Here is a 20,807-nt window from a genome sequence, read left to right on the forward strand (position 1 = left end):
ACGCGACCGCTCGCTGCGCTCACGCTCACGCGGGGGCCCCGAGATGAGCATCGAGGTCAACAACGAGTCCGGCCACGAGGTCGACGAGGCGGAGTTCGCCGCGCTGGCGCGCTTCGTCCTCGACCAGATGCACGTGCACCCGCAGACCGACCTGTCGATCATGTTCGTCGACACCGAGGTCATGACGGACCTGCACGTGAAGTGGATGGACGAGCCGGGACCCACCGACGTCCTGTCCTTCCCGATGGACGAGCTGCGCCCCGGCCGCGCCGACGACCCGACGCCCGCCGGGCTGCTCGGCGACGTCGTGCTGTGCCCGGACGTCGCCGTGGAGCAGGCCCGCACCGCCGGGCACTCCGCGGTCGAGGAGATGCTGCTCCTCACCACGCACGGGATCCTGCACCTGCTGGGCTACGACCACGCGGAGCCGGAGGAGGAGAAGGAGATGTTCGGCCTGCAGCGCCAGCTGCTGCTGACCTTCCTCGCCGGCCGATGAACGAGGTGCCCGTCGCGCTGCTCGCGACGCTGACGCTCGTCGCCGTGCTGCTGGCGGCGGCGCTGTCGGCGGGCGAGGCCGCGGTGGTGCGCATCGGCCGCACGGCCGTCGCCGACCTGCTCGCCGCCCGGCACCCGGCCGCCGAGCGCGTGCAGCGGCTCACCGACGACCGCGCGGCCGTCGCCGGGGCCGCCGCGGTGCTGCGGCTGCTCTGCGAGATGCTGGCCGCCGTCTGCCTGACCCTCGCGATCGCCGCGTCCGACCTGACGTGGTCCGTCGAGCTGATCATCGCCGTGGCGACCTGCGCGTTCCTCACCGTGGTGCTCGCCCGGCTGAGCCCGCGCTCGCTCGGGCACCGCTACCCGCGCCAGGTGCTGACCGCGACGTCGCGGCTGCTGCTGGTCGTCCGGGCGGTCGCCGCGCCGCTGGTCCGGATCGCCCCGTCGGCCGGCGGCGACCTCGACGAGCACGAGCTGCGGGAGATGGTGGAGCGCGCCGGCGAGGCGGGCGTCGACCTGGACGAGCGGGCGATGGTCCGCTCGGTGCTCGGCCTGGGGGACACGCTGACCCGCGAGGTGATGGTGCCGCGCACCGACATGGTCACGACCGTGGAGTCGACGCCGCTGCGCAAGGTGCTGTCGCTGCTGCTGCGGTCCGGCTACTCCCGCGTGCCGGTGGTCGGCGAGCAGGTGGACGACCTGCGCGGCGTGCTCTACCTGAAGGACCTGGTCCGGCGGATGCAGGACGACCCGGGCTCGGCCGAGGCGCCCGCCGGGTCGCTGGTCCGGCCCGCGGTGTTCGTGCCGGAGTCCAAGCCGGTCGACGAGCTGCTGCGCGAGCTGCAGGCCGGCGCCTCGCACATCGCCATGGTGGTGGACGAGTACGGCGGCATCGCCGGGCTGGTCACCATCGAGGACGCGCTGGAGGAGATCGTCGGCGAGCTCACCGACGAGCACGACCCGTCCGCCCCGCAGGTCGAGGACCTCGGCGGCGGCACCTACCTGGTGCCGGCGCGGCTGGGCAAGGACGAGCTCGGCGAGCTGTTCGGCCTCGAGGTGGACGACGACGACGTCGACACCGCGGGCGGGCTGCTGGCCAAGGCGCTCGGCAAGGTGCCCATCCCCGGTTCCGCGGGGGAGGTGCACGGCCTGCGCCTGGTGGCCCAGGGCACCGAGGGGCGGCGCAAGCGCGTCGCCCGGGTGCTGGTGTCGCGCGCGCCCGAGCCCGACCCGGAGCCGCAGCCCCGCGAGGACCGCGAGCCGCGTGACGGCCGCGAGCCCCGTGACCCGCACGACCGGCCGGCGCGCGTCGCCGCCGAGAACCGACCCGACCAGTGACGGAGACCCCCGTGACCCACCGCTCCGGATTCGCCTGCCTCGTGGGTCGGCCCAACGCCGGCAAGTCCACGCTGACCAACGCCCTCGTCGGCACCAAGGTGGCGATCACGTCCGGGCGCCCCCAGACCACCCGGCACACCGTGCGCGGCATCGTGCACCGTCCCGACGCCCAGCTGGTGCTGGTCGACACCCCGGGCCTGCACCGCCCGCGGACGCTGCTGGGCGAGCGGCTGAACGCGCTGGTGCGGGACACGCTCAGCGAGGTGGACGTGGTCGGGTTCTGCCTGCCGTCGGACCAGAAGGTCGGTCCCGGCGACCGGTTCATCGCCGAGCAGCTGGCCCAGCTCGGCCGGCGCACGCCCGTCGTGGCGCTGGCCACGAAGGCCGACCTGGTCGGCAAGCAGCGGCTCGCGGAGCACCTGCTGGCGGTCTCCGAGCTCGGCGAGTGGGCCGACATCGTCCCGGTCTCCGCGGAGTCCGGGTACCAGGTGCCGACGGTCGAGGAGGTGCTCATCTCGCACCTGCCCGAGGGCCCCGCGCTGTACCCGGAGGGGGAGCTGACCGACGAGCCCGAGGCCGTCATGGTCGCCGAGCTGGTCCGCGAGGCCGCGCTCGAGGGCGTCCGCGACGAGCTGCCGCACTCCCTGGCCGTCGTCGTGGACGAGATCGTGCCCCGCGACACCGCGGAGGGCGAGACGCCGCTGCTCGACGTGCGGGTCAACCTCTACGTCGAGCGGGACAGCCAGAAGGCCATCATCATCGGCAAGGGCGGCTCCCGGCTGCGCGAGGTCGGCACCCGCGCCCGGCACGGCATCGAGGCGCTGCTCGGCTCGCGCGTCTACCTGGACCTGCACGTGAAGGTCGCCAAGGACTGGCAGCGCGACCCCAAGCAGCTCGGGCGGCTGGGGTTCTGAGCACGACCACCACGCGGGACGGGCACCAGGTCCCGGAGCGGGACAACCGCGTCCGCGATAATCGCGACGTGCGCTACCGGGTCGCCGCGGGAACGGTGGTGGGGGCGATCGTCCTCGCCGTCCTCGGAGCGCTCATGGGGCCCCAGTGGACGCCCGTGCCGATGACGGACCCGCTGACGGTGCAGTCGGCGTCGACGGCGATCCCGGGCGCACCCCGGATCGGTTCGTACCCGGTCAGCAGCACGGTCGTCCGGGTGCCGCTCGACGGCGCCGACGTGGCGGCCCGGCTGCTGATGCCGGTGGGCGTCGCGGGCGACGTCCCGGCGGTGCTGTTCGTGCACGGCGCGGGCACCGGTCTGTACGCCGACGCGTTCGTCGACCAGGCCCGGGATCTGGCCGAGGCCGGTGTCGCGACGCTCGTGCCGGACAAGCGGCTGGACACCTACACGGTGCGGCACCGCGACTACCTGCAGATGGCCGAGGACTACGGGCAGTCGTTCGACCTGCTGCGCGGCGTCCCCGGCGTCGACCCGGACCGCGTCGGCGTGTACGCCGAGAGCGAGGGTGCGTGGATCGCACCCGTCATGGCCGCGGAGGACCCGGACGTCGCGTTCGTGGTGCTGGTGTCGGCGCCGGTCGTGCCGCCCCGGCAGCAGGCGGCGTTCGCCGTCGACTCCTACCTGCGCAACACGGACGTGCCGCAGCAGGTGTTCCGCGCCATCCCGCGGGCGGTCGGCATGTCCCTGCCCGGCGGCGGGTTCGAGTACGCCGACTTCGACGTCTCCCCGTACCAGCGGAGGATGACCCAGCCGCTGCTGGTGGCCTACGGCACCGCCGACGCCTCGATGCCCACCGTGCAGGGTGCCGAGCAGATCATCCGGGACGCCGCCATCGCCGGGAACGGCGACTACACCATCCGGTACTACCGGGGCGCCGACCACGGGATCAAGGTGGACGGTGCGGTGTCCCCGGCGTTCCTGCGCGACCTCACCGGCTGGGTGCAGGGGCTGCCGGAGACCCGCTCGGCGTGGCCGCGGATCGCGGGGGACCAGCCCGAGCAGCTGTACTGGGCCGCGCCGGTGCCGCAGCCGGGCTGGCTCGGCGACGGCGACGTCCTGGTGTTCCTCGTGGTCGGGGCGGTGGGCGTGATCGTGCTGCTGCCCGCCGGCCGGCTGGTGCTGGTGGGGGTCCGTCGCGTGCGGGGCCGCGAGCCCGCGCACGGCCGCGACCCGGTGGTGGCGCGCCGGCTGGCCCTGCTGTCGCTCGCGTCCGTCGGCACCGTCGGGGCGCTGGTCTGGTACCTGGTCGCGGTGGCCCGGCTCGCGCTGGGCTACGAGCGCAACGGCTGGGTGGTGCAGGGCGGCTGGATCGCGGTCCGCCTGCTGGGGCTGGCGGCGGTGCTCGCGGCCGCGGCCCTGGTGCAGCGGCTCCGGCAGCTGCGGCACGCGGGGCAGCCGCTCGCCCACGGCGTCGTGGGGCACGCCGTGCTGTGGGGGACCTGCGCGGCATGCGCGGCGCTGCTCGTGGTGCTCGCCTACTGGGGCGTCTACCAGCTCGGCATCTAGGCCGACCGGCGTGCCGCACCGGGCGCGCCGGATGACGCGTCCCCAGACCGCGACCACCTGCGCGGGCGGCGCCCGTGGCGCCTCCTACAATCGTCCGCGTCCCCCTCTGCCGGTTCCGCCGTCCCCACCCGGGTGCGCGTGGGTGCGCCCGCACCAGGCACGATGGGTACCCGACGCCGACGAGAGGAACCAAGGTGCGCACGACGTGGGGATCGGCGACCGACCGGGGACGGGTGCGCGCGCTCAACGAGGACGCGCTGCTGGCCCACCCGCCGGTGTTCCTGGTGGCCGACGGCATGGGCGGGCACGAGGCGGGCGACGTCGCCAGCCGGCTGGCCGTCGAGGAGTTCGCCGGGCTGACCGGCCAGGCCGTGGTCGACCCGTCCGACCTGCACGCGTGCTTCCGTCGCGCCGCGCAGCGGATCCGGGCCGCCTTCGAGCGCAAGGAGGGCGGCACGACGGTCGCCGGGGTCGCCCTGGGGGAGCACGACGGCGTCGCGCACTGGCTGGTGTTCAACGTGGGGGACTCGCGCGTCTACCGCTGGCAGGACGGCGAGCTCGCGCAGCTGACCGTCGACCACTCGGTGGTGCAGGAGCTGGTCGACTCCGGCACCCTCACGCGGGACGCCGCCGAGCAGCACCCGGAGCGGCACGTGCTGACCCGCGCGCTGGGCACCGGGGTGGACCCCGAGCCCGACTACTGGATGCTGCCCGCCCGCCCGGGAGACCGGCTGCTGGTGTGCTCCGACGGCGTGACCGGCGAGCTCGCCCCCGCGGACGTCGCCGACGTGCTGGCGCGGACCGCCGGCAGCGGGGCGGCCGCCGCGGAGCTGGTCCGCCGGGCCGTCGAGGCCGGGGGCAGGGACAACGCCACCGCGGTCGTCGTGGACGTCGAACCCGACCCGGAAGTTTCACCCGGATGGCTTGCGTTCGGCACCGAGCCTGCCGATAGGACTTGGGACGAGACGGTCGACGGGGCCACCATCCCTCGACCCCGTAGCCAACAGGAGGACCCGCGGTGATCGTGCCGGAGTACACCCCCGGCGACTGGTACGCCGTCGTCGCCAACGGCGTCGTGCTGCTGCTCGCGCCCACGACCCCGCCCGAGGTCGTCCGCGACGTCTGGGCCAGCGCGCCCGAGCGCGGCGCCGGCCTCGGTGCGCAGCTCGACGCCCTCGTCCGCCACGGCATCGGCGGGCTGCACCCGTTCGCGGCCGTGGACCTGACCGCCGGCCAGGTGCAGACCGCGCTGCGCGGCGACGTCGAGGTCGAGGTCGTGCGCGGTACCCGCGCCGAGGTCCTCACCGCGCCGCAGGTCGTGTCCTGGTCCGAGCGCTCGGTCGGGTCGGCGGAGGAGGTCACGATCCGCGTCTCCGGCGCGAGCCGGGGCGGAGCCCTGCCCATCGTCAGCGGCGTGGTCCGCGCGTCCCGCGTGCGGGTGCGCCTGACGGGCGCCGAGGTGACCGCCGAGGCCGCGGCTCCCGCGGCGTCCGCGCCCGTCGTGCTGCCCGCCGCCCCGACCGCGGTGGCCGGGTCCCCGCGGGGGACCGAGGCGCCCGAGCCCGCTGCGCCCTCAGCGCCCGCTGCGCAGAGCGAGCCCGCCGCGGCGCTCCCGGTGGCCGAGGCGGACGAGCCCCTCGGCACCGAGGTCGTCGAGGGCGGCACCGTCCCCGCCGAGGTCGTCGAGGGCGAGCTCGTGGAGGCCGAGGTGGTCGAGGAGACCGCCGCGCCCGCCGAGGACCGGCCTGCCGCGGACCAGCCCGTGGAGGTGCCCGCCGAGGTCGTCGAGCACGACGACGCGGCGCCCGAGCCCGCGCCGGCCCCGGCGCCCCGGCCCGCGTTCCCCGCGCCGGCGCCGACGCTGCCCGGTGTCCCCGAGGCGACCGACGTGCCCGCCGCGCGCGAGCCGTTCGTCCCGCCGGCCCCGCCCGCCCCGGCGCTGCCGGGCCCGGCGTCCGCCGACGACCACGACGGGCTCACCATCCTCAGCGGCGAGCTCGCCTCCATCCGCCAGCACCTGCCGTCCTGGGCCGTGTCCCAGACCGGCGACTGGCCGTCCGGCCCCGTCCTGCCCATGCCCGCGCCGGCGCCCGGGCCGTTGGGCGCCACCCCGCTGGCCGCGGGCCCGGTGCCGAGCGCCGGGACGACGCACGCCCCGGTGCCGCGCCTCGCGCTGTCCACCGGTGCGTCGGTCCCGGTCGACGGCGTCGTGCTGATCGGCCGCGCCCCGCAGGCCGACCGCGCGCCCGACGGCGCCGAGACGCGCCTCGTGACCGTGCCGAGCCCCGAGCAGGACATCTCGCGCACGCACGCCGAGGTGCGCCTGGAGCTGGGCCGCGTGCTGGTCACGGACCTGTACTCGACCAACGGCATCACCGTCGCCGGCGGCGGTCTGCCGCCGCGGCGCATCACCGCCGGCGAGCCCGTCGCGGTGACCGAGGGGGACGTCGTGGACCTGGGCGACGGCGTGACGTTCACCGTGGAGCCCGGTTCGTGAGTCGTCGACGTGAGGCCTCGCAGCCGCCGCACCTGCCCGGGTACACGGTGCAGCGGCTGCTGGGTGCGGGGGGATCCGCGGACGTGTTCCTGTACGAGCAGGAGCTGCCGCGGCGCAAGGTGGCCGTCAAGGTGCTGCTCGGCGGCGTCGACGCCGACACGCGCGACGCGTTCGCGCGCGAGGCGGACCTGACGGCACGGCTGTCGCACCACCCGTCGATCGTGACGGTCTACCAGGCGGGCCTGGCGTCCGACGGCCGCCCGTTCCTGGTGATGGAGTACTGCTCGCGGCCCGGCCTCGGGCAGCGGTACCGCGCCGAGCGGTTCGAGGTCGCCGAGGTGCTCGAGCTCGGCGTCCGGCTCGCCTCCGCGGTCGAGACCGCGCACCGCGCGGGCATCCTGCACCGGGACATCAAGCCCGGCAACGTGCTGACCAACGACTTCGGGCGCCCGGTGCTGACCGACTTCGGCATCGCGTCCACCGTCGACGCCGGCGGCCCCGCCGTCGGCATGTCCATCCCGTGGGCCGCGCCCGAGCTGCTGGCGGCCCAGCCGCACGGCGACGCGCGGTCCGACGTCTACTCGCTGGCGGCGACGCTGTTCTCCGCGCTGGCCGGTCGCTCGCCGTTCGAGCGCCCGGGCGGCGGCAACGAGGCGGCCGACCTGGTCGGGCGGATCGAGCGCGGCGCGCCCGTCCCGTTCAGCCGGGACGACGTGCCGGACCGGCTGCGCACCGTGCTCGCCCGCGCGATGGCCCGGGAGCCGCAGCAGCGGCACCCGCGCGCCGTCGACCTGGCGCAGGACCTCCGGGCGGTGCAGGCCGACCTCGGGCTGCCCGTCACCGCGCTCGACGTGGACGACGACCCGGCGCTGGTGGCCCCCGGTACCGCCGCTGCCGCCGGTGCGGCTGCCGGCGCGCCCGCGGACGCCACGCGCGTCCGGTCCGTCGTCGAGATCGCGCCCGGGCCCGCCGCGCCGCCTGCTCGCGCGACCGTCCCGGTCGGCCCGCCCCTCGACATCGGCTCCGGGCCCGAGGCGACCCGGCTGCGCCCCGTCGTGACGGTCCGCGCCGACGAGGCGCCCGCCGTGGCCGCGGCAGCCGACCTGGCCGGCGCCGCCGACGCTCCGCCCGTGCTGCACGAGGTCAGCCCGGGTGCTCCCGCGCGGGCGCGCACGGGACGGGTGCTCGCCGCCGTCGGCTCGGTGCTGGCCATCGTGGTGGCCGTCGTCGCCGTGGTGCTGCTGGCCGGACGGCCCGAGCAGACGCCGGCGCCGGGCGACGGCACCGAGTTCCCCGGTCCCGCGGGCACCGTCGCCGCGACCGTGCCGGCCCCCACCAACCTGTTCGGCAACCGGCAGGACGACGGCTCCGTGGAGTTCACCTGGACCAACCCCGACGAGCAGGAGGGCGACCAGTACCTGTGGGGCGTCCGGGCCGCCACGGGTGAGCCGCAGCTGCAGCTCGTCCAGGAGCAGCGGGTCGTCGTGCCCGCCGCCGAGGCCGGCACGGGCGAGCTCTGCATCGAGGTCTCCGTGGTCCGCGCCGACCGGCGCGCCTCCGCGGTGCCCGCCGAGGGGTGCGTCCCGTGAAGGTGACCTGGAACCGGCGCCGCGTCGCCTCGACCGCGGCGGTCGTCACCGTGCCCGCCGTGATCGCGACGCTCGCCCTGGTCAACCCCGGGTTCCCGCTCGCGCAGGTCGACCTGAACGACGGCGCCGTGTGGCTCACGTCGACCAGCACGCTGCAGGTCGGCCGGTACAACGCCCAGGTCGAGGAGCTCAACGCCGGGCTCGTCGCCACCAGCACCGAGTTCGACGTGCTGCAGGACGCGGGCGACGTCCTGATCGTCGAGGCCGGCACCGTCACGGTCGTCGACCCGGCGGGCGTCACCGCGGCCGCGCAGGTCGCCGTGCCGGCCGGTGCCCAGGTGTCGATGGCCGGCGGCACCGTCGCCGTGATGGACACCGAGGGCCAGGCGTGGGTGCGCGACTTCGACGACCTCCCGCTGCTGCAGGTCACCAGCGACGAGCCGGACGCCGACGTGGGTCCGGGCGGCCTGGTGGTCGCCTCCGTCACCGGCGACGCGTTCGCCGTCGCGGCGGAGACCGGCGAGGTCACGCGCCTCACGCCGAACCCGGGCGGTCCGGCGTCCGCGGCGGAGGGCACCGCCCTCGACGGTCCGGTGGACGCGCTGACCGCGGTCGGCGACGTGCCCGTGGGCCTGGACGGCGACACCGTCCGCACCCCGGGCGGGTCCAGCAGCCTGGGCATCGGCCAGCCCGTGCTCCAGCAGCCCGGCCCGACCGCGAGCACCGCCCTGGTCGCCGGCAGCACCGGCCTGGTCGAGGTCGCGCTGTCCTCCGGCCAGGTCGCCGCCGAGCACGAGGCCGGCGGTGGCGGCACCCCCGCCGCGCCGGTCCGCGTCGGGTCCTGCGCGCACGCGGCGTGGCCCACGGCCGCCCGGAACTACCTGGAGCTGTGCGCCGACGCCGAGCCGCGGGTGCTCGACCTCGACGGCGTGACCAGCGCCGACCGCCTCGTCTTCCGGGTCAACCGCCAGGTCGTCGCGCTGAACGAGACCGTCGACGGCCGGCTGTGGCTGCCGCTCGAGGACACGGAGGTGCGCGAGCCGGACTGGACGGACGTCGTCCCGGAGGAGAAGCCCGAGGACGAGACCGACCAGGCGGAGGGCGACCGCACCACGCAGCAGCTGGTCCCGGAGTGCTCGCCGACGTCGGCCGCGCCCAGCGCCGTGGACGACGCGTTCGGCGTCCGTGCCGGCCGCACGACGATCCTGCCGGTGATCGACAACGACACCTCCTCCGACTGCGGCATCCTCGTGCTCGGCGAGGTCGACCCGCTGCCCGCCGAGTTCGGCACGATGCAGCAGGTCTACGGCGGGCGCGCCCTGCAGATCACGGTGCCCGCGGGCGCCGCAGGCACGGTCACGTTCGCGTACTCGATCAACGACGGCCGCGGCGCCACCGCCCCGTCCACCGCCCAGGTCACGCTGACCGTCCGCGACCCCGGGCAGGACGAGCCGCCGGTCCAGGACCGGACCGGCGAGATCCGGGTCGAGCAGGGCGCCACGGCCACGTACCCCGTGCTCGCCGACTTCTCCGACCCCGACGGCGACCCCCTCACCCTGGTGGCGGCCGGTGCCGAGTCCGGCACGGCCCGGTTCCGGCAGGACGGGACGCTCACCTACGTCGCGGACGGCGGCACCCTCGGCCGCACGGTCGTGCACGTCGTCGTGTCGGACGGCGTCTCGACCACGGAGGGCACCGTCGACGTCGACGTGCGCGCCGTCGGCACGCTCGACCTGCAGATCGACCCCGTGCACGCGGTCACCTACGTCGACCAGGACGTCGTGGTCCGCCCGCTCGACGCCGTGCGGTCCTTCGGGGCGGAGCGACCCCGGCTGGCCGGCGTCGAGGACCTGGCGGGCACGACCCTGACGCCCGACCTGGAGGCCGGGACGTTCACGTTCCGGGCGCCGCAGGCCGGCACGTTCTACGTCACCTTCACGATCAGCGCCGCGCCGCAGCAGGCCGTCGGCGTCGCGCGCATCGACGTGCGGGAGCGCCCGGACACCCCCGAGCCGCCGATCGCCGTGCAGGACCGTGCCTGGCTGCCGGCCGGTGGCGAGACCACCGTGAACCCGCTGGCCAACGACACCGACCCCGCCGGCGGCGTCCTGGTGCTGCAGAGCGTCGACGCGCCCGACGGGCTGCGCGTCGCCGTCCGGCAGCGCGAGCTGGTCACCATCTCCGCGGTCGGTGCGCTCACCGAGCCCGTCACCCTGCAGTACGTGGTGTCCAACGGGACCGCGTCCGCCACCGGCGAGATCCTCGTGTCGCCCGTCCCGGCGTCGGCGACCTCCCAGCCGCCCGTCGTGCCGAACGCGACCGCCGACGTGCGCACGGGCGGCGTCGTGACCGTCCCCGTGCTGGCCGAGGCCTACGACCCCGACGGCGACGAGATCACCCTGAAGACCGAGTTCGCCGAGCCGCTCGGCGACGGCCAGGGCCTGCTGTTCGTGTCCGGCGAGAACCTCCGGTACCAGGCGCCCTCCGAGGCGATGACCGTGCACGCGACGTTCGTGGTGCAGGACGCCACCGGCAACGAGACCGCGGCCACGCTGACGGTCCGGGTGCACGAGTCCGACCCCGAGACCAAGGCGCCGCCGCGGCCGCAGGCGCTCACCGCCCGGGTGTTCGCCGGCGAGACCGTGCGCATCCCGGTGCCGCTGGTCGGCATCGACTCCGACGGCGACGGCATCACCCTGCTCGGCGTCGCGTCCGCCGGCACCAAGGGCCGGGTCGTCACCGTCGGCGCCGACTACCTCGAGTACGAGGCGCTGCCCGGCGAGGCCGGCACCGACACCTTCAGCTACGCGGTGGAGGACTGGACGGGGCAGCGCGCCGTCGCGGCCGTCCGCGTCGGCATCGCCGCCCGGCCCGGGGACAGCAACCGCGTCGTCGCGCGCGACGACTCCGTCACCCTGCGCCCCGGTCAGGCCGTGGAGGTCCGGGTCCTGGAGAACGACACCGACGTCTCCGGCGGCGACCTGACGCTGCAGGACGACCTCGAGGTCGACCCCGGCATCACCGCGTCCGTCCTGGGCAGCCGGGTGCTCGTGGAGGGCGACCAGGCCGGCGTGCACAACATCGGCTACACCGCCACGAACGACGTCGGCGGCCGGGCCAGCGCCACGCTCGCCGTGACCGTCGACCCCCAGGCCCCGGTGCTCGCGCCCATCCCGCGCGACGTCGTGGTGCCGCCGGTCGACACCGTGGGCCGGACCAGCGTGGACGTCGACGTGCTCGCCGTGGCCCAGAACCCGAGCGGTCCGATCAGCGACCTGCAGGTCTCCGTGCCCAGCAGCGCCGCCGACGTGGCGACGGTCCGCGGCGACGGCACCGTCACCGTCACGCTGGCCGAGACCGCCCAGACCATCCCGTACGTGCTGACCAACACCAGCGTCGAGGGCGTGCGCGCGTACGCCTTCATCTCGGTCCCCGCGCTCGGCTTCTTCCCGCCGACCGCCCGGCCGCGGGCGCCCGAGCTCCGCGTCGCCGGCGGCGAGACCCTGACCATCCCGCTCGGCGAGCAGGTCCAGGTCGCGCCGGGCCGCACCGCGCAGGTGGCCGACCCGGCGGCCGTCACCGCGACCCGGTCCGACGGCGGCCCGCTGGTCGCCGACTCCACGACCGTGCAGTTCACCCCGGCCGCCGGCTACGTCGGCCCGGCCTCCATCACCGTCCCGGTCACCGACCGGACCGGCGCGGGGGACACCTCCGCCCGCACCTCGGTGATCACGCTGCCGATCACGGTGTTCACCCTGGACGACTACCCGCCGACGTTCGTGCCGTCCACGCTCGAGGTCGGCCCCGGCGAGGCGCCGCGGACCGTCGACCTGCTGGCGTTCACGCAGGGTGTCGACGGCGCGTCCGGCGCCGAGACCTTCACCTACCGGCTCGCCGCGGCGGTCCCGGCCGGGTTCTCGGCGACGCTCGACGGCACCCGGCTCAGCGTCTCCTCCGACGTCGGCACCCCCAAGGGCACCCGCGGCACCCTGCAGCTCGAGCTCGGCTACGGCCGGGCGGGGTCCATGGACGTGCAGGTGGACGTGCGGACCATCGCGAGCACCCGCCGCACGGCGACCGTGCCCGACCGCGTGATCACCGACGCGGTGCAGGGCCAGCAGTCCGTCGTGGACGTCCTGAGCGGCGCGTACAACCCGTTCCCGGACCAGCCGCTGCGGATCGTCGGCGTGACCGTCGAGACCCCGGGCACCGGCACCGCCAGCGCGTCCGGCACCGACGTGGTCGTGCGCCCGACAGCCGACCTGGTGGGTCAGATGGTCGTCCGCGTGCGCGTCCGGGACGCCACCGACGACAGCGCCCGCGAGGTCGCCGCGAGCATCACCCTGCGCGTGCGGGGCAAGCCCGCCGCGCCGGCCGCGCCGCGCGTGGGCGAGGTGCGGGACTCGACCGTCGTGCTGACCTGGACCGCGCCGGACAACCGTGGCGAGCCGATCACGGGGTACGAGGTCGTCGCCAGCGGCGGCCGGACGTACAGCTGCGCCAGCACCACGTGCACGATCGACGGGCTGACCAACAACACCGAGTACACGTTCACCGTCGCCGCGCGGAACGCGGTCGGGCTGTCCGACCCGAGCCCGGCCTCCGCCTCGGCACGTCCGGACGCCGTGCCGGGGACACCGGCCCCGCCCGTGTGGGACGGGTTCGGCGACGGCGAGCTCACCGCCCGGTGGAGCGCCCCGGAGACGACCGGGTCGCCCGTGTCGTCGTACACGCTGACGATCTCGCCGGCCCCGTCCGGTGGTGCCGCCACCGTGACGACCTCGGGCACGTCGTACACGTTCCGCGGGCTGGCCAACGGCACGGCGTACTCGGTGCAGGTGCGCGCGCACAACCGCGCACCCGAGCCGAGCGCGTTCAGCGCGCCGTCGGCGACGGAGGTGCCGGCCGCCCGTCCGGGTGTCCCGGCGGTCCGTGCCCAGTCGGTGGCCTCGAACGAGGGCCGGCAGATCGACGTCGCCTGGGACCCGCCGGCGGCGAACGGCGACCCGGTCAAGGAGTACCGGCTGGTCATCACCGGCGGCCCCGGCGCCGGTGACTTCACCTGGGGCGCCGACCGGCTGGGCTACTCGCTCACCGGCGCCCAGAACGGCACCGAGTACACCTTCCAGCTCTCGGCGCGGAACAAGGCCGGGTGGTCGGACGCCGGGGTCACGCGCGCGATCGCGTTCGGGGTGCCGAGCACGCCGGGCGCGCCCCGGTTCACCGGGTCGTCCGGCGACGCCGACCCCGGCAACGGGTGGTTCGCCGTCGAGTGGGACCGCGTGGACGGCAACGGCTCGCCCGTCACCGACTACCAGATCAGCACCTCGGCCGGCTCCGTGCAGCGCACGGGCGACCGGTCCGCGCGGATCACCGGCCTGCCGGCAGGTGCGCGGGTCTCGGTGTCGGTGCAGGCGTGCAACCTGCGCGGCTGCGGCGCGGTGGGCCCCGCCTACACGACCACCCCCGACCAGGTCCGGACCCGTCCGGCCGCCCCGACCGGGCTGCAGATCACGCCGACGTCGCCCGGTGCGGACAACCGCCCGGCCGAGGCCGTGCTCTCGTGGGCCGCGCCGAGCGACACCGGCGGCGGCGCGCTCGGGCAGTACGAGTACCAGCTGAGCGGCTGGGACTGGCGGCCGGCCCAGGGCTCGGTCGCCGGCACCACCGCCACCGTCGGGTTGTCGGGCAACCGCGACAGCGGCACGTGGGTGACCCTCCGGGTCCGGGTGCAGACCGACGCGGGCTGGAGCTCCTGGGCCGAGCACTCGGTGCAGATCACCTGGACCGAGCCCCAGCCCGAGCCGCCCCCCGTGGTTCCCACCCCTCCGGTGGAGCCGCCCGAAGGCTCGCCCTGACGACCCGCCTGCCGATGGGGTCACCGACACCTGCATCGCCGCGCACCACCCGCACCTGCACCACCCGCGATCCTCGACTGGAGACGAACCCCCGATGACCCCCGAGCAGTCCGCCTGGTTCGCCGAGACGTTCACGAGCCTGGTGGGGAACGTCTCCCGCGCGGTGCTGGGCGCCGACCGCGCGGTGCGCCTGGTGCTGACGGCGATGGTGGCCGAGGGCCACGTGCTGCTGGAGGACGCACCCGGCACGGGCAAGACGTCCCTCGCCAAGGCGATCGCGGCGTCCGTGCAGGGCACGCACCAGCGCATCCAGTTCACGCCCGACCTGCTGCCCAGCGACGTCACCGGCGTGACGATCTGGGACCAGGGCGCGCGGACGTTCCAGTTCCACCCGGGCCCGGTGTTCACCTCCGTGCTGCTCGCGGACGAGATCAACCGCGCCTCGCCCAAGACGCAGTCGGCGCTGCTCGAGGTCATGGAGGAGGGGCACGTCACGGTCGACCGCGACACCCACCCCGTGGGCCGGCCGTTCGTCGTGATCGCGACCCAGAACCCGATCGAGCAGGCCGGTACCTACCGGCTGCCGGAGGCGCAGCTGGACCGGTTCCTGGTCCGCACGTCGCTGGGCTACCCCGACCGCACGGCGACCGTGGAGATCCTCTCGGGCAACCGGGACCGCACCCGCGTGCTGGAGGCGGTCGTGACGACGGCGGGCGTCGTCGAGATGGCCGAGCTCGCGCAGACGGTGCACTGCGACGGCTCGGTGCTGGACTACGTCGCGCGCCTGATCGAGGGCACCCGCGAGGACCCGCAGACCGCGCTGGGCGCGAGCGTCCGCGGTGGTCTCGCGCTGGTCCGCTGCGCGCGCGTGCAGGCGGCCGCGGCCGGTCGCGCGTACGTGATCCCGGACGACATCAAGGAGCTGGCCGTCCCGGTGCTCGCTCACCGGCTCGTGCTGGACCCGGAGGCGGACTTCCTCGGCGCCACGACCACGCAGGTCGTCGAGCGCGTGCTGTCCGCGACCCCGCCGCCGGTGGCGCGCGCGTGAGCAGGGTCCACGTGGGGGTGCACCGGCGGGGCGCGGCGTGAGGCGGTCGCGGACCCGGCTGTCCGGGATCGGCTGGGGCGCGGGGCTGCTGGGCCTGGTCGCCGCCGTCGCCGGCGTGCTGCTCGGCTGGGTCGAGCTCGCCTCGGCCGGTGCCGTCGGCGTCGTCGCCGTGCTCGTGGCCGTCGCCATGACCTGGGGCCGGCTGCCGCAGGCCGTCCGCCTGGACCTCGCCGACCGCCGCGTGCGGGTCGGGGAGCGGGCGTTCGGCGGCGTCGTCGTGTCCGCGCCCGGTACCCGGCGCACCCGCGCGGTGCGGCTCGAGCTGCAGGTCGGCGCCGGGCGTGCCGAGCTCGAGGTGCCCGCGCTCGCCCCGGGCGAGGAGCACGAGGAGCTGTTCGCCGTCCCCACGGACCGCCGTGCCGTGGTCACGGTCGGACCGGTGCGCGCCGTGCGCGGCGACCCGCTCGGGCTCGCGGTGCGGCACGCGGTGACGACCGGATCGGAGGAGCTGTACGTGCACCCGCGCGTCGTCATGCTGACGGGGGCCAACGCCGGCCTGCTGCGGGACCTCGAGGGCGGCTCCACCCGCGACCTGTCCGACATGGATCTCGCGTTCCACGCGCTGCGCGACTACGTGGTCGGTGACGACCGGCGCTCGATCCACTGGAAGTCCACCGCCCGCCGTGGGCAGCTGACCGTGAAGCAGTACGAGGACACCCGGCGCACCCAGACCGCCGTCGCGCTCGCCACCGACGCCCGCGACTACAAGCACGGCCACGACGACGCCGAGCTCGAGCTCGCGGTGAGCGTCGTCGCGTCGCTCGGGGTCCAGGTCCTGGCCGAGGAGCACCCGCTCGAGGTGCTCGCCGGCTCCGGCCGGGTGCGGACCACCGCGCGCCGCCCGTTCCTCGACGACTGCTCCGGCATCGTCTGCGGCCCGGACGGGACCGCGTCCACGCTGCTCGGCCGCCGGATCGCCCGCGAGGCGCCCGACGTGACGCTCGCGTTCCTGGTCACCGGTTCCGTGGTCCCGGACGCCGACCTGCGTGCCGCCGCGCGGCACGTGCCCGAGGGGACCCGCACGCTCGTGGTCAGCTGCGTTCCCGGCGTGGAGGTCGAGGTCCGCACGCAGCGCGGTCTCAGCCTGGTGCGCCTGGGCGCCCTCGACGACCTGCCGCGCGCGCTGCGACTGGCGGCCGCCTCATGACCACCACGACCGCGCCGGCGACCCCCGCGCCGCCGGCCACCGCTCCCGCCCCGCCCGCGCCGCCGTCCGGCCCCACGCGCCGCACGGGGGGCTCCGGGCGCCCGGCGCCCGCCGACCGCGCCCCCCGCGGGATCCCGCGCGGCCTGCTGGGCGTCGTCGACGTGCTCGTGCTGGCCGGTGCGGTGCTCGCCGCCCTCACCCCGCTGCTGCCGGTGTACGGCGGCTCGACCCTCGTCGTCCCGGTGGTCGGCGGCGTCGTGCTGGGCGTGGCCGTCGGCGTGCTGTCCGCCTGGGCGCGCTGGTCGCCGGCCGTCACCACCGCCGCGCTGCTGGTCGCCACCGTGCTGGCGGGCGGGCCGCTCGCCACGCCCACCGAGACGCTCGGCGGTGTGGTGCCGACGCCCGCCTCCGTCGTGGCGGTGGTCCGCGGCTCCGCGCTGGGCTGGAAGGACGTGCTGACGCTGCAGCCGCCGCTCGGCGGTTCCGGGTGGCTGCTGGTCCCGCCGTACCTGCTGGCCGTCGTGGGCGCCGCCGTCGCCGTGCGCCTGGCGCTGGGCACGAGCCGGGCCGCGCCCGCCGCCGCCCTGCTGCCGCCGGCCGTCCTGGCCGGCGCGGTGCTGCTCGGCACGCACACCACCGTCGCGCCCGTCGCGGTCGGGACCGGCATCGCGGTCGTCCTGCTGGTGTGGGCCTCGTGGCGGGCGGGCCGGCTGCGGCTGCGCCGCCCGGTCGCCGTCCTGGTGCTGGTCGGTCTCGCCGCCGGGGCCGGCGTCGGCGCGGGCACGGTGGTCGGCGCCGAGCGCGACCGGTACGTGCTCCGCGACGCCCTGATCCCGCCGTTCGACCCGAGGGACTACGCGAGCCCGCTGTCCGCGTTCCGCGCGTACGTGAAGGACGACGACACCGTCGAGCTGTTCACCGTCTCGGGTCTGCCCCAGGGCGCGCGCGTCCGGCTGGCGACCTTCGACCGGTTCGACGGCGTGGTCTGGAACGTCGCCGGCGACGGCTCGTCGCGCGCGTCGGGCGAGTTCCGCCGGGTCGGCGAGACCGTCAGCGAGCAGGCGCAGGAGCGTGCGGACGCCGTCTCCGCGTCGGGCACGGGCGGCACCCGGGTCGACGTCGAGGTGCAGGTGGCCCAGCTCGGAGGCGTGTGGTTGCCGACCGTCGGCGACGCCGTGGCCGTCCGGTTCGACGACACGGAGGCGCAGTCCCGGCTGCGGTTCAACGACGCGACCGGTGCCGCGGTGCTCACGGGCGGCCTCGACGCGGGCCTCACCTACACCCTCGACGCGGTCGTCCCCGCCGAGCCCGACGACGAGCAGGTCGGCACCGCCGCCGGCAGCGCCCTCGACCTGCCCGAGCCGCAGGCCGTGCCGGACGCGGTCGTGTCCACCGCCTCCGACGCGACCCGGGAGGCGGAGACGCCGATCGCGGTGGCCCGCGCGCTGGAGCAGGCGCTCGCCGAGGGCGGCTTCTTCTCGCACGGCCTCGCCGACCAGGGCGACTACCCGTCGCTGTCCGGGCACGGCGCCGACCGCGTCGCGACGCTGCTCGGCGGCGAGATCATGGTCGGCGACGACGAGCAGTACGCGTCCGCCATGGCGCTGATGGCCCGCGAGATGGGCCTGCCGGCGCGCGTGGTCATGGGCTTCGCGCCCGGGGAGGACGAGAACGGCGAGCCGGTCACGGACCCCGACGCCGACCCGGACGCGCCCGTCGCCGTGACCGGCGCGGACGTGCGGGCGTGGGTCGAGATCGCGTTCGAGGGCTACGGCTGGGTCCCGTTCGACCCGACGCCGCCCGAGAGCCAGACCCCCCAGGACGAGACCGAGACCAGCCAGGCCGATCCCGAGCCGCAGGTCGCCCAGCCCCCGCCGCCGCCCGCCGACCCGGTGGACCCGCCGCAGGACGACACCGAGCAGCCGCAGACCCAGGACGGCGAGGACGACCCGACGTTCGCGCTCTGGCAGCGGATCGCGCTCGGCGTCGCCGCCGGCAGCGGGCTGATCCTGCTGCTGCTGGCGCCGTTCCTCGTGGTCGCCGCGCTCAAGGCCCGGCGGCGGCGGCTCCGTCGCCGCGACCCGCAGCCGCTGCGCCGCGTGGTCGGCGGCTGGCAGGAGGTGCTGGACCTCGCGACCGACCTGCGCCGCGACGTCGACCCGGTGGCCACCCGCCGGGAGGGTGCCCGTGCGCTGCACGACGGGTTCACCACCGTGCCCGTCGCTGCCGAGCAGCCCCGCAAGAAGAAGGCGAAGCGGGCCGCATCCGCACCCGCACCCGCACCCGCGGTCGCGGCGCCGACGCAGGCCGGTGCCGAGGCCGGCGCGGCCGTCGTCGCGCTGGCCGACCGGGCCGACGCCGCCGTCTTCGGGCCGCAGGAGCCGAGCGTCGAGGACGCGCGGGCGTACTGGGCGCAGGTCGACCAGGCCCTGGCCCGGATGCGGGCCGCCACGCCGCGCAAGCAGCGCTGGCGCGGCCGGGTCACCACCCGGTCGCTGCGCCGGTCGGCGCGGCGGGGGACAGGTGGCGGAGCAGGCACGGGGCGGGCACGAGGAGCACGGCGAGCGGACGGCACGGGAGCGGATCGATGAGCAGCACCACCGGCAGCGGCGGCACCTACGGGGCGCCGCCGGCCCCGCTCGGCCGCCGCGTCGCGGCCTGGCTCGTGGACGGCGTGCTGACCTCGGTGGCGGCCGCGCCGCTCGTGCTGGCGTGGCTGCCCGCGGCCGTGGCGTCGGCCGGCGCCGCCTCGCGCACCGCCACGCCGGGCACCCTCGCGGTCGCCCCGGCGGGCCCGAGCCCCGTGCTGCTGGCGCTCGGTGCCGTCCTGCTGCTCGCCTGGGGCGGGTTCCAGTGGTGGTGCCAGGGCACCCGCGGCTGGACCGTCGGCCGGCGGCTGCTCGGGCTCCGCACCGTCGACGTGCGGACGGGGCAGCCGATCGGGCTCGGCCGGGCGCTCGTGCGCGCGCTGATCGTCTCGCTGGGTGCGCTCGCCTGCGGTGTGGGCCAGGCCGTCGTGCTGCTGTCCCCGCTGTTCGACGGCAGCGGCCGGCGCCGCGGCTGGCACGACCGGGTGGGCGAGGCGATCGTCGTCGACGTGCGGGGCCTGGTGACCGCACGGCGGGTCGAGTCGTGGGACTCGGGTACCCGGCGGTCGGCCCCCGGCGCGGGCCCTGCGGGTGCGAACCCTGCAGGTGCGGGCGCTGCCGGTGCTGTGGCGGGCGTGCCGCACCCGGCGACCCCTGCCGACGCGGTGTGGCCGGCGCTGGCGCCGGCTCCCGACCCGGCCCCCCCGCCGGCACCTGCTCCTGCACCGGAGGAGCCGGCCCGCACGCGGTGGTCGACGCTCGCCGCGGAGCGCCAGCTCGACGCGCCGGGTCTGGTGCTGCCGCCGCTGCGGTCGCCCGGCCTCGGGCCGGACCTCGACACCCGGCAGATGCCGGTCGTCCCGGCGCCGCTGCCCGCGCCCGCGCCCGCGCCCGCGCCCGGTCCCGCGTCCGCTCCCGCTCCCGCCCCCGCCCCGGCCCCGGCCGCGGAGGTAGCGCCGGTTCCCGCGCCCGCCGCGTGGGCGGCCCCGTCCCCGGCGTACCCGGAGATCCCGCAGGCGCCCGCGCCCGACGCGGGGGAGGGCGCCGCGTGGCGGGACGCCCTCGGCGGCCTCCCCGCGCCCGGCGGGGACGCGGCCCGTGCCGGCCGGCACGCGGTGCCGGCCGAGCCGCCCGTGCACCCGGACGCACCGGCCGGTCCCGTGGCGGCCCCGGCACCGTGGCCGTCCGCCGCGCCCGCCCCGGCACCGTCCGCGCCGCCCGGGGCACCGGCGGCGGCACCCGCCCCGGCACCGTTCCCGCCGGCTCCGGCGGCTGCGCCGTTCCCCGCGGCACCGCCCGCCGCCCCGCCGCTGCCCCCGGAGCCGTTCCCGGCCCGGACGGCCTCGCCTGCCCCGGGCCCCGACGCCGGCTGGGTCGTCCGGCTGCCGGACGGCACGCTGGCAGCCCTGGACCTGCCGCTGCTGGTGGGGCGCAACCCCGACCCGCAGCCCGGCTCGCGCAGCGTCCCGGTCGACGACCCGAGCCGGTCGGTGTCCAAGACGCACCTGATGCTCGGGGTCGACGAGCACGGCCCGTGGGTGGTCGACCGCGGGTCGACCAACGGCACGCTCGTGACCCTGGCCGACGGCCAGCGCATCGTGTGCCTGCCGGACCGCCGGGTGCGGCTCGCCGACGGCTCCCTGGTGGCGTTCGGGGACCTCGCGCTGTCTGTGAGGCTGCGGTCCTAGAGTGACGCATGGGCCGCCCG

The 20,807-nt window shown here is 76.7% G+C and carries 12 protein-coding genes; all 12 read left to right on the forward strand.

Annotated elements, in window-relative coordinates:
• The first annotated feature begins 43 nt into the window (after positions 1 to 43).
• The 12 genes from ybeY to AC1050_RS14880 all read left to right on the forward strand — a co-directional run bounded on the left by ybeY (position 44) and on the right by AC1050_RS14880 (position 20,787).
• Positions 44 to 496, forward strand: coding sequence for an rRNA maturation RNase YbeY (gene ybeY / locus AC1050_RS14825; protein ID WP_482388170.1), 453 nt, complete (start codon positions 44 to 46; stop codon positions 494 to 496).
• A complete protein-coding gene (locus AC1050_RS14830; protein ID WP_482388171.1) occupies positions 493 to 1,833 on the forward strand; it encodes a hemolysin family protein in 1,341 nt (446 codons plus the stop codon). Before ybeY ends, AC1050_RS14830 begins: the two co-directional genes overlap by 4 nt.
• An 11-nt stretch (positions 1,834 to 1,844) precedes the next feature.
• Positions 1,845 to 2,747 (forward strand): GTPase Era, encoded by a 903-nt coding sequence (gene era / locus AC1050_RS14835; RefSeq protein ID WP_482388172.1) that lies wholly within the window; start codon positions 1,845 to 1,847, stop codon positions 2,745 to 2,747.
• A gap of 68 nt (positions 2,748 to 2,815) precedes the next feature.
• Positions 2,816 to 4,312 (forward strand): alpha/beta hydrolase family protein, encoded by a 1,497-nt coding sequence (locus AC1050_RS14840; protein WP_482388173.1) that lies wholly within the window; start codon positions 2,816 to 2,818, stop codon positions 4,310 to 4,312.
• A 194-nt stretch (positions 4,313 to 4,506) separates the two neighbouring features.
• Positions 4,507 to 5,334 (forward strand): PP2C family protein-serine/threonine phosphatase, encoded by an 828-nt coding sequence (locus tag AC1050_RS14845; protein WP_482388174.1) that lies wholly within the window; start codon positions 4,507 to 4,509, stop codon positions 5,332 to 5,334.
• The gene (locus AC1050_RS14850) at positions 5,331 to 6,809 is read left to right on the forward strand and encodes an FHA domain-containing protein (protein WP_482388175.1); all 1,479 of its coding nucleotides are present in this window, start codon (positions 5,331 to 5,333) and stop codon (positions 6,807 to 6,809) included. The genes AC1050_RS14845 and AC1050_RS14850 overlap by 4 nt, the downstream gene beginning before the upstream one ends.
• Positions 6,806 to 8,398, forward strand: a complete 1,593-nt coding sequence (locus AC1050_RS14855; RefSeq protein WP_482388176.1) for a serine/threonine-protein kinase — start codon at positions 6,806 to 6,808, stop codon at positions 8,396 to 8,398. The genes AC1050_RS14850 and AC1050_RS14855 overlap by 4 nt, the downstream gene beginning before the upstream one ends.
• Positions 8,395 to 14,256: an Ig-like domain-containing protein gene (locus AC1050_RS14860; RefSeq protein ID WP_482388177.1), complete on the forward strand. Its 5,862-nt coding sequence runs from the start codon at positions 8,395 to 8,397 to the stop codon at positions 14,254 to 14,256. The genes AC1050_RS14855 and AC1050_RS14860 overlap by 4 nt, the downstream gene beginning before the upstream one ends.
• Positions 14,257 to 14,350: 94 nt before the next feature.
• Positions 14,351 to 15,304, forward strand: a complete 954-nt coding sequence (locus AC1050_RS14865; protein WP_482388178.1) for an AAA family ATPase — start codon at positions 14,351 to 14,353, stop codon at positions 15,302 to 15,304.
• Positions 15,305 to 15,341: 37 nt separating this feature from the next.
• Positions 15,342 to 16,511, forward strand: a complete 1,170-nt coding sequence (locus tag AC1050_RS14870) for a DUF58 domain-containing protein (RefSeq protein ID WP_482388179.1) — start codon at positions 15,342 to 15,344, stop codon at positions 16,509 to 16,511.
• Positions 16,508 to 19,102, forward strand: a complete 2,595-nt coding sequence (locus AC1050_RS14875) for a transglutaminase-like domain-containing protein (RefSeq protein WP_482388180.1) — start codon at positions 16,508 to 16,510, stop codon at positions 19,100 to 19,102. The genes AC1050_RS14870 and AC1050_RS14875 overlap by 4 nt, the downstream gene beginning before the upstream one ends.
• Positions 19,099 to 20,787: an RDD family protein gene (locus tag AC1050_RS14880; protein ID WP_482388181.1), complete on the forward strand. Its 1,689-nt coding sequence runs from the start codon at positions 19,099 to 19,101 to the stop codon at positions 20,785 to 20,787. The genes AC1050_RS14875 and AC1050_RS14880 overlap by 4 nt, the downstream gene beginning before the upstream one ends.
• Positions 20,788 to 20,807: the final 20 nt, after the last annotated feature.

The sequence above is a fragment of the Cellulomonas sp. NEAU-ZC6 genome, from assembly GCF_056844425.1.

Coding starts and splice junctions, on each gene's coding strand:
- ybeY (WP_482388170.1), top strand. CDS start 44: ATGAGCATCGAGGTCAACAACGAGTCCGGCCACGAGGTCGACGAGGCG.
- AC1050_RS14830 (WP_482388171.1), top strand. CDS start 493: ATGAACGAGGTGCCCGTCGCGCTGCTCGCGACGCTGACGCTCGTCGCC.
- AC1050_RS14865 (WP_482388178.1), top strand. CDS start 14,351: ATGACCCCCGAGCAGTCCGCCTGGTTCGCCGAGACGTTCACGAGCCTG.
- AC1050_RS14875 (WP_482388180.1), top strand. CDS start 16,508: ATGACCACCACGACCGCGCCGGCGACCCCCGCGCCGCCGGCCACCGCT.
- AC1050_RS14880 (WP_482388181.1), top strand. CDS start 19,099: ATGAGCAGCACCACCGGCAGCGGCGGCACCTACGGGGCGCCGCCGGCC.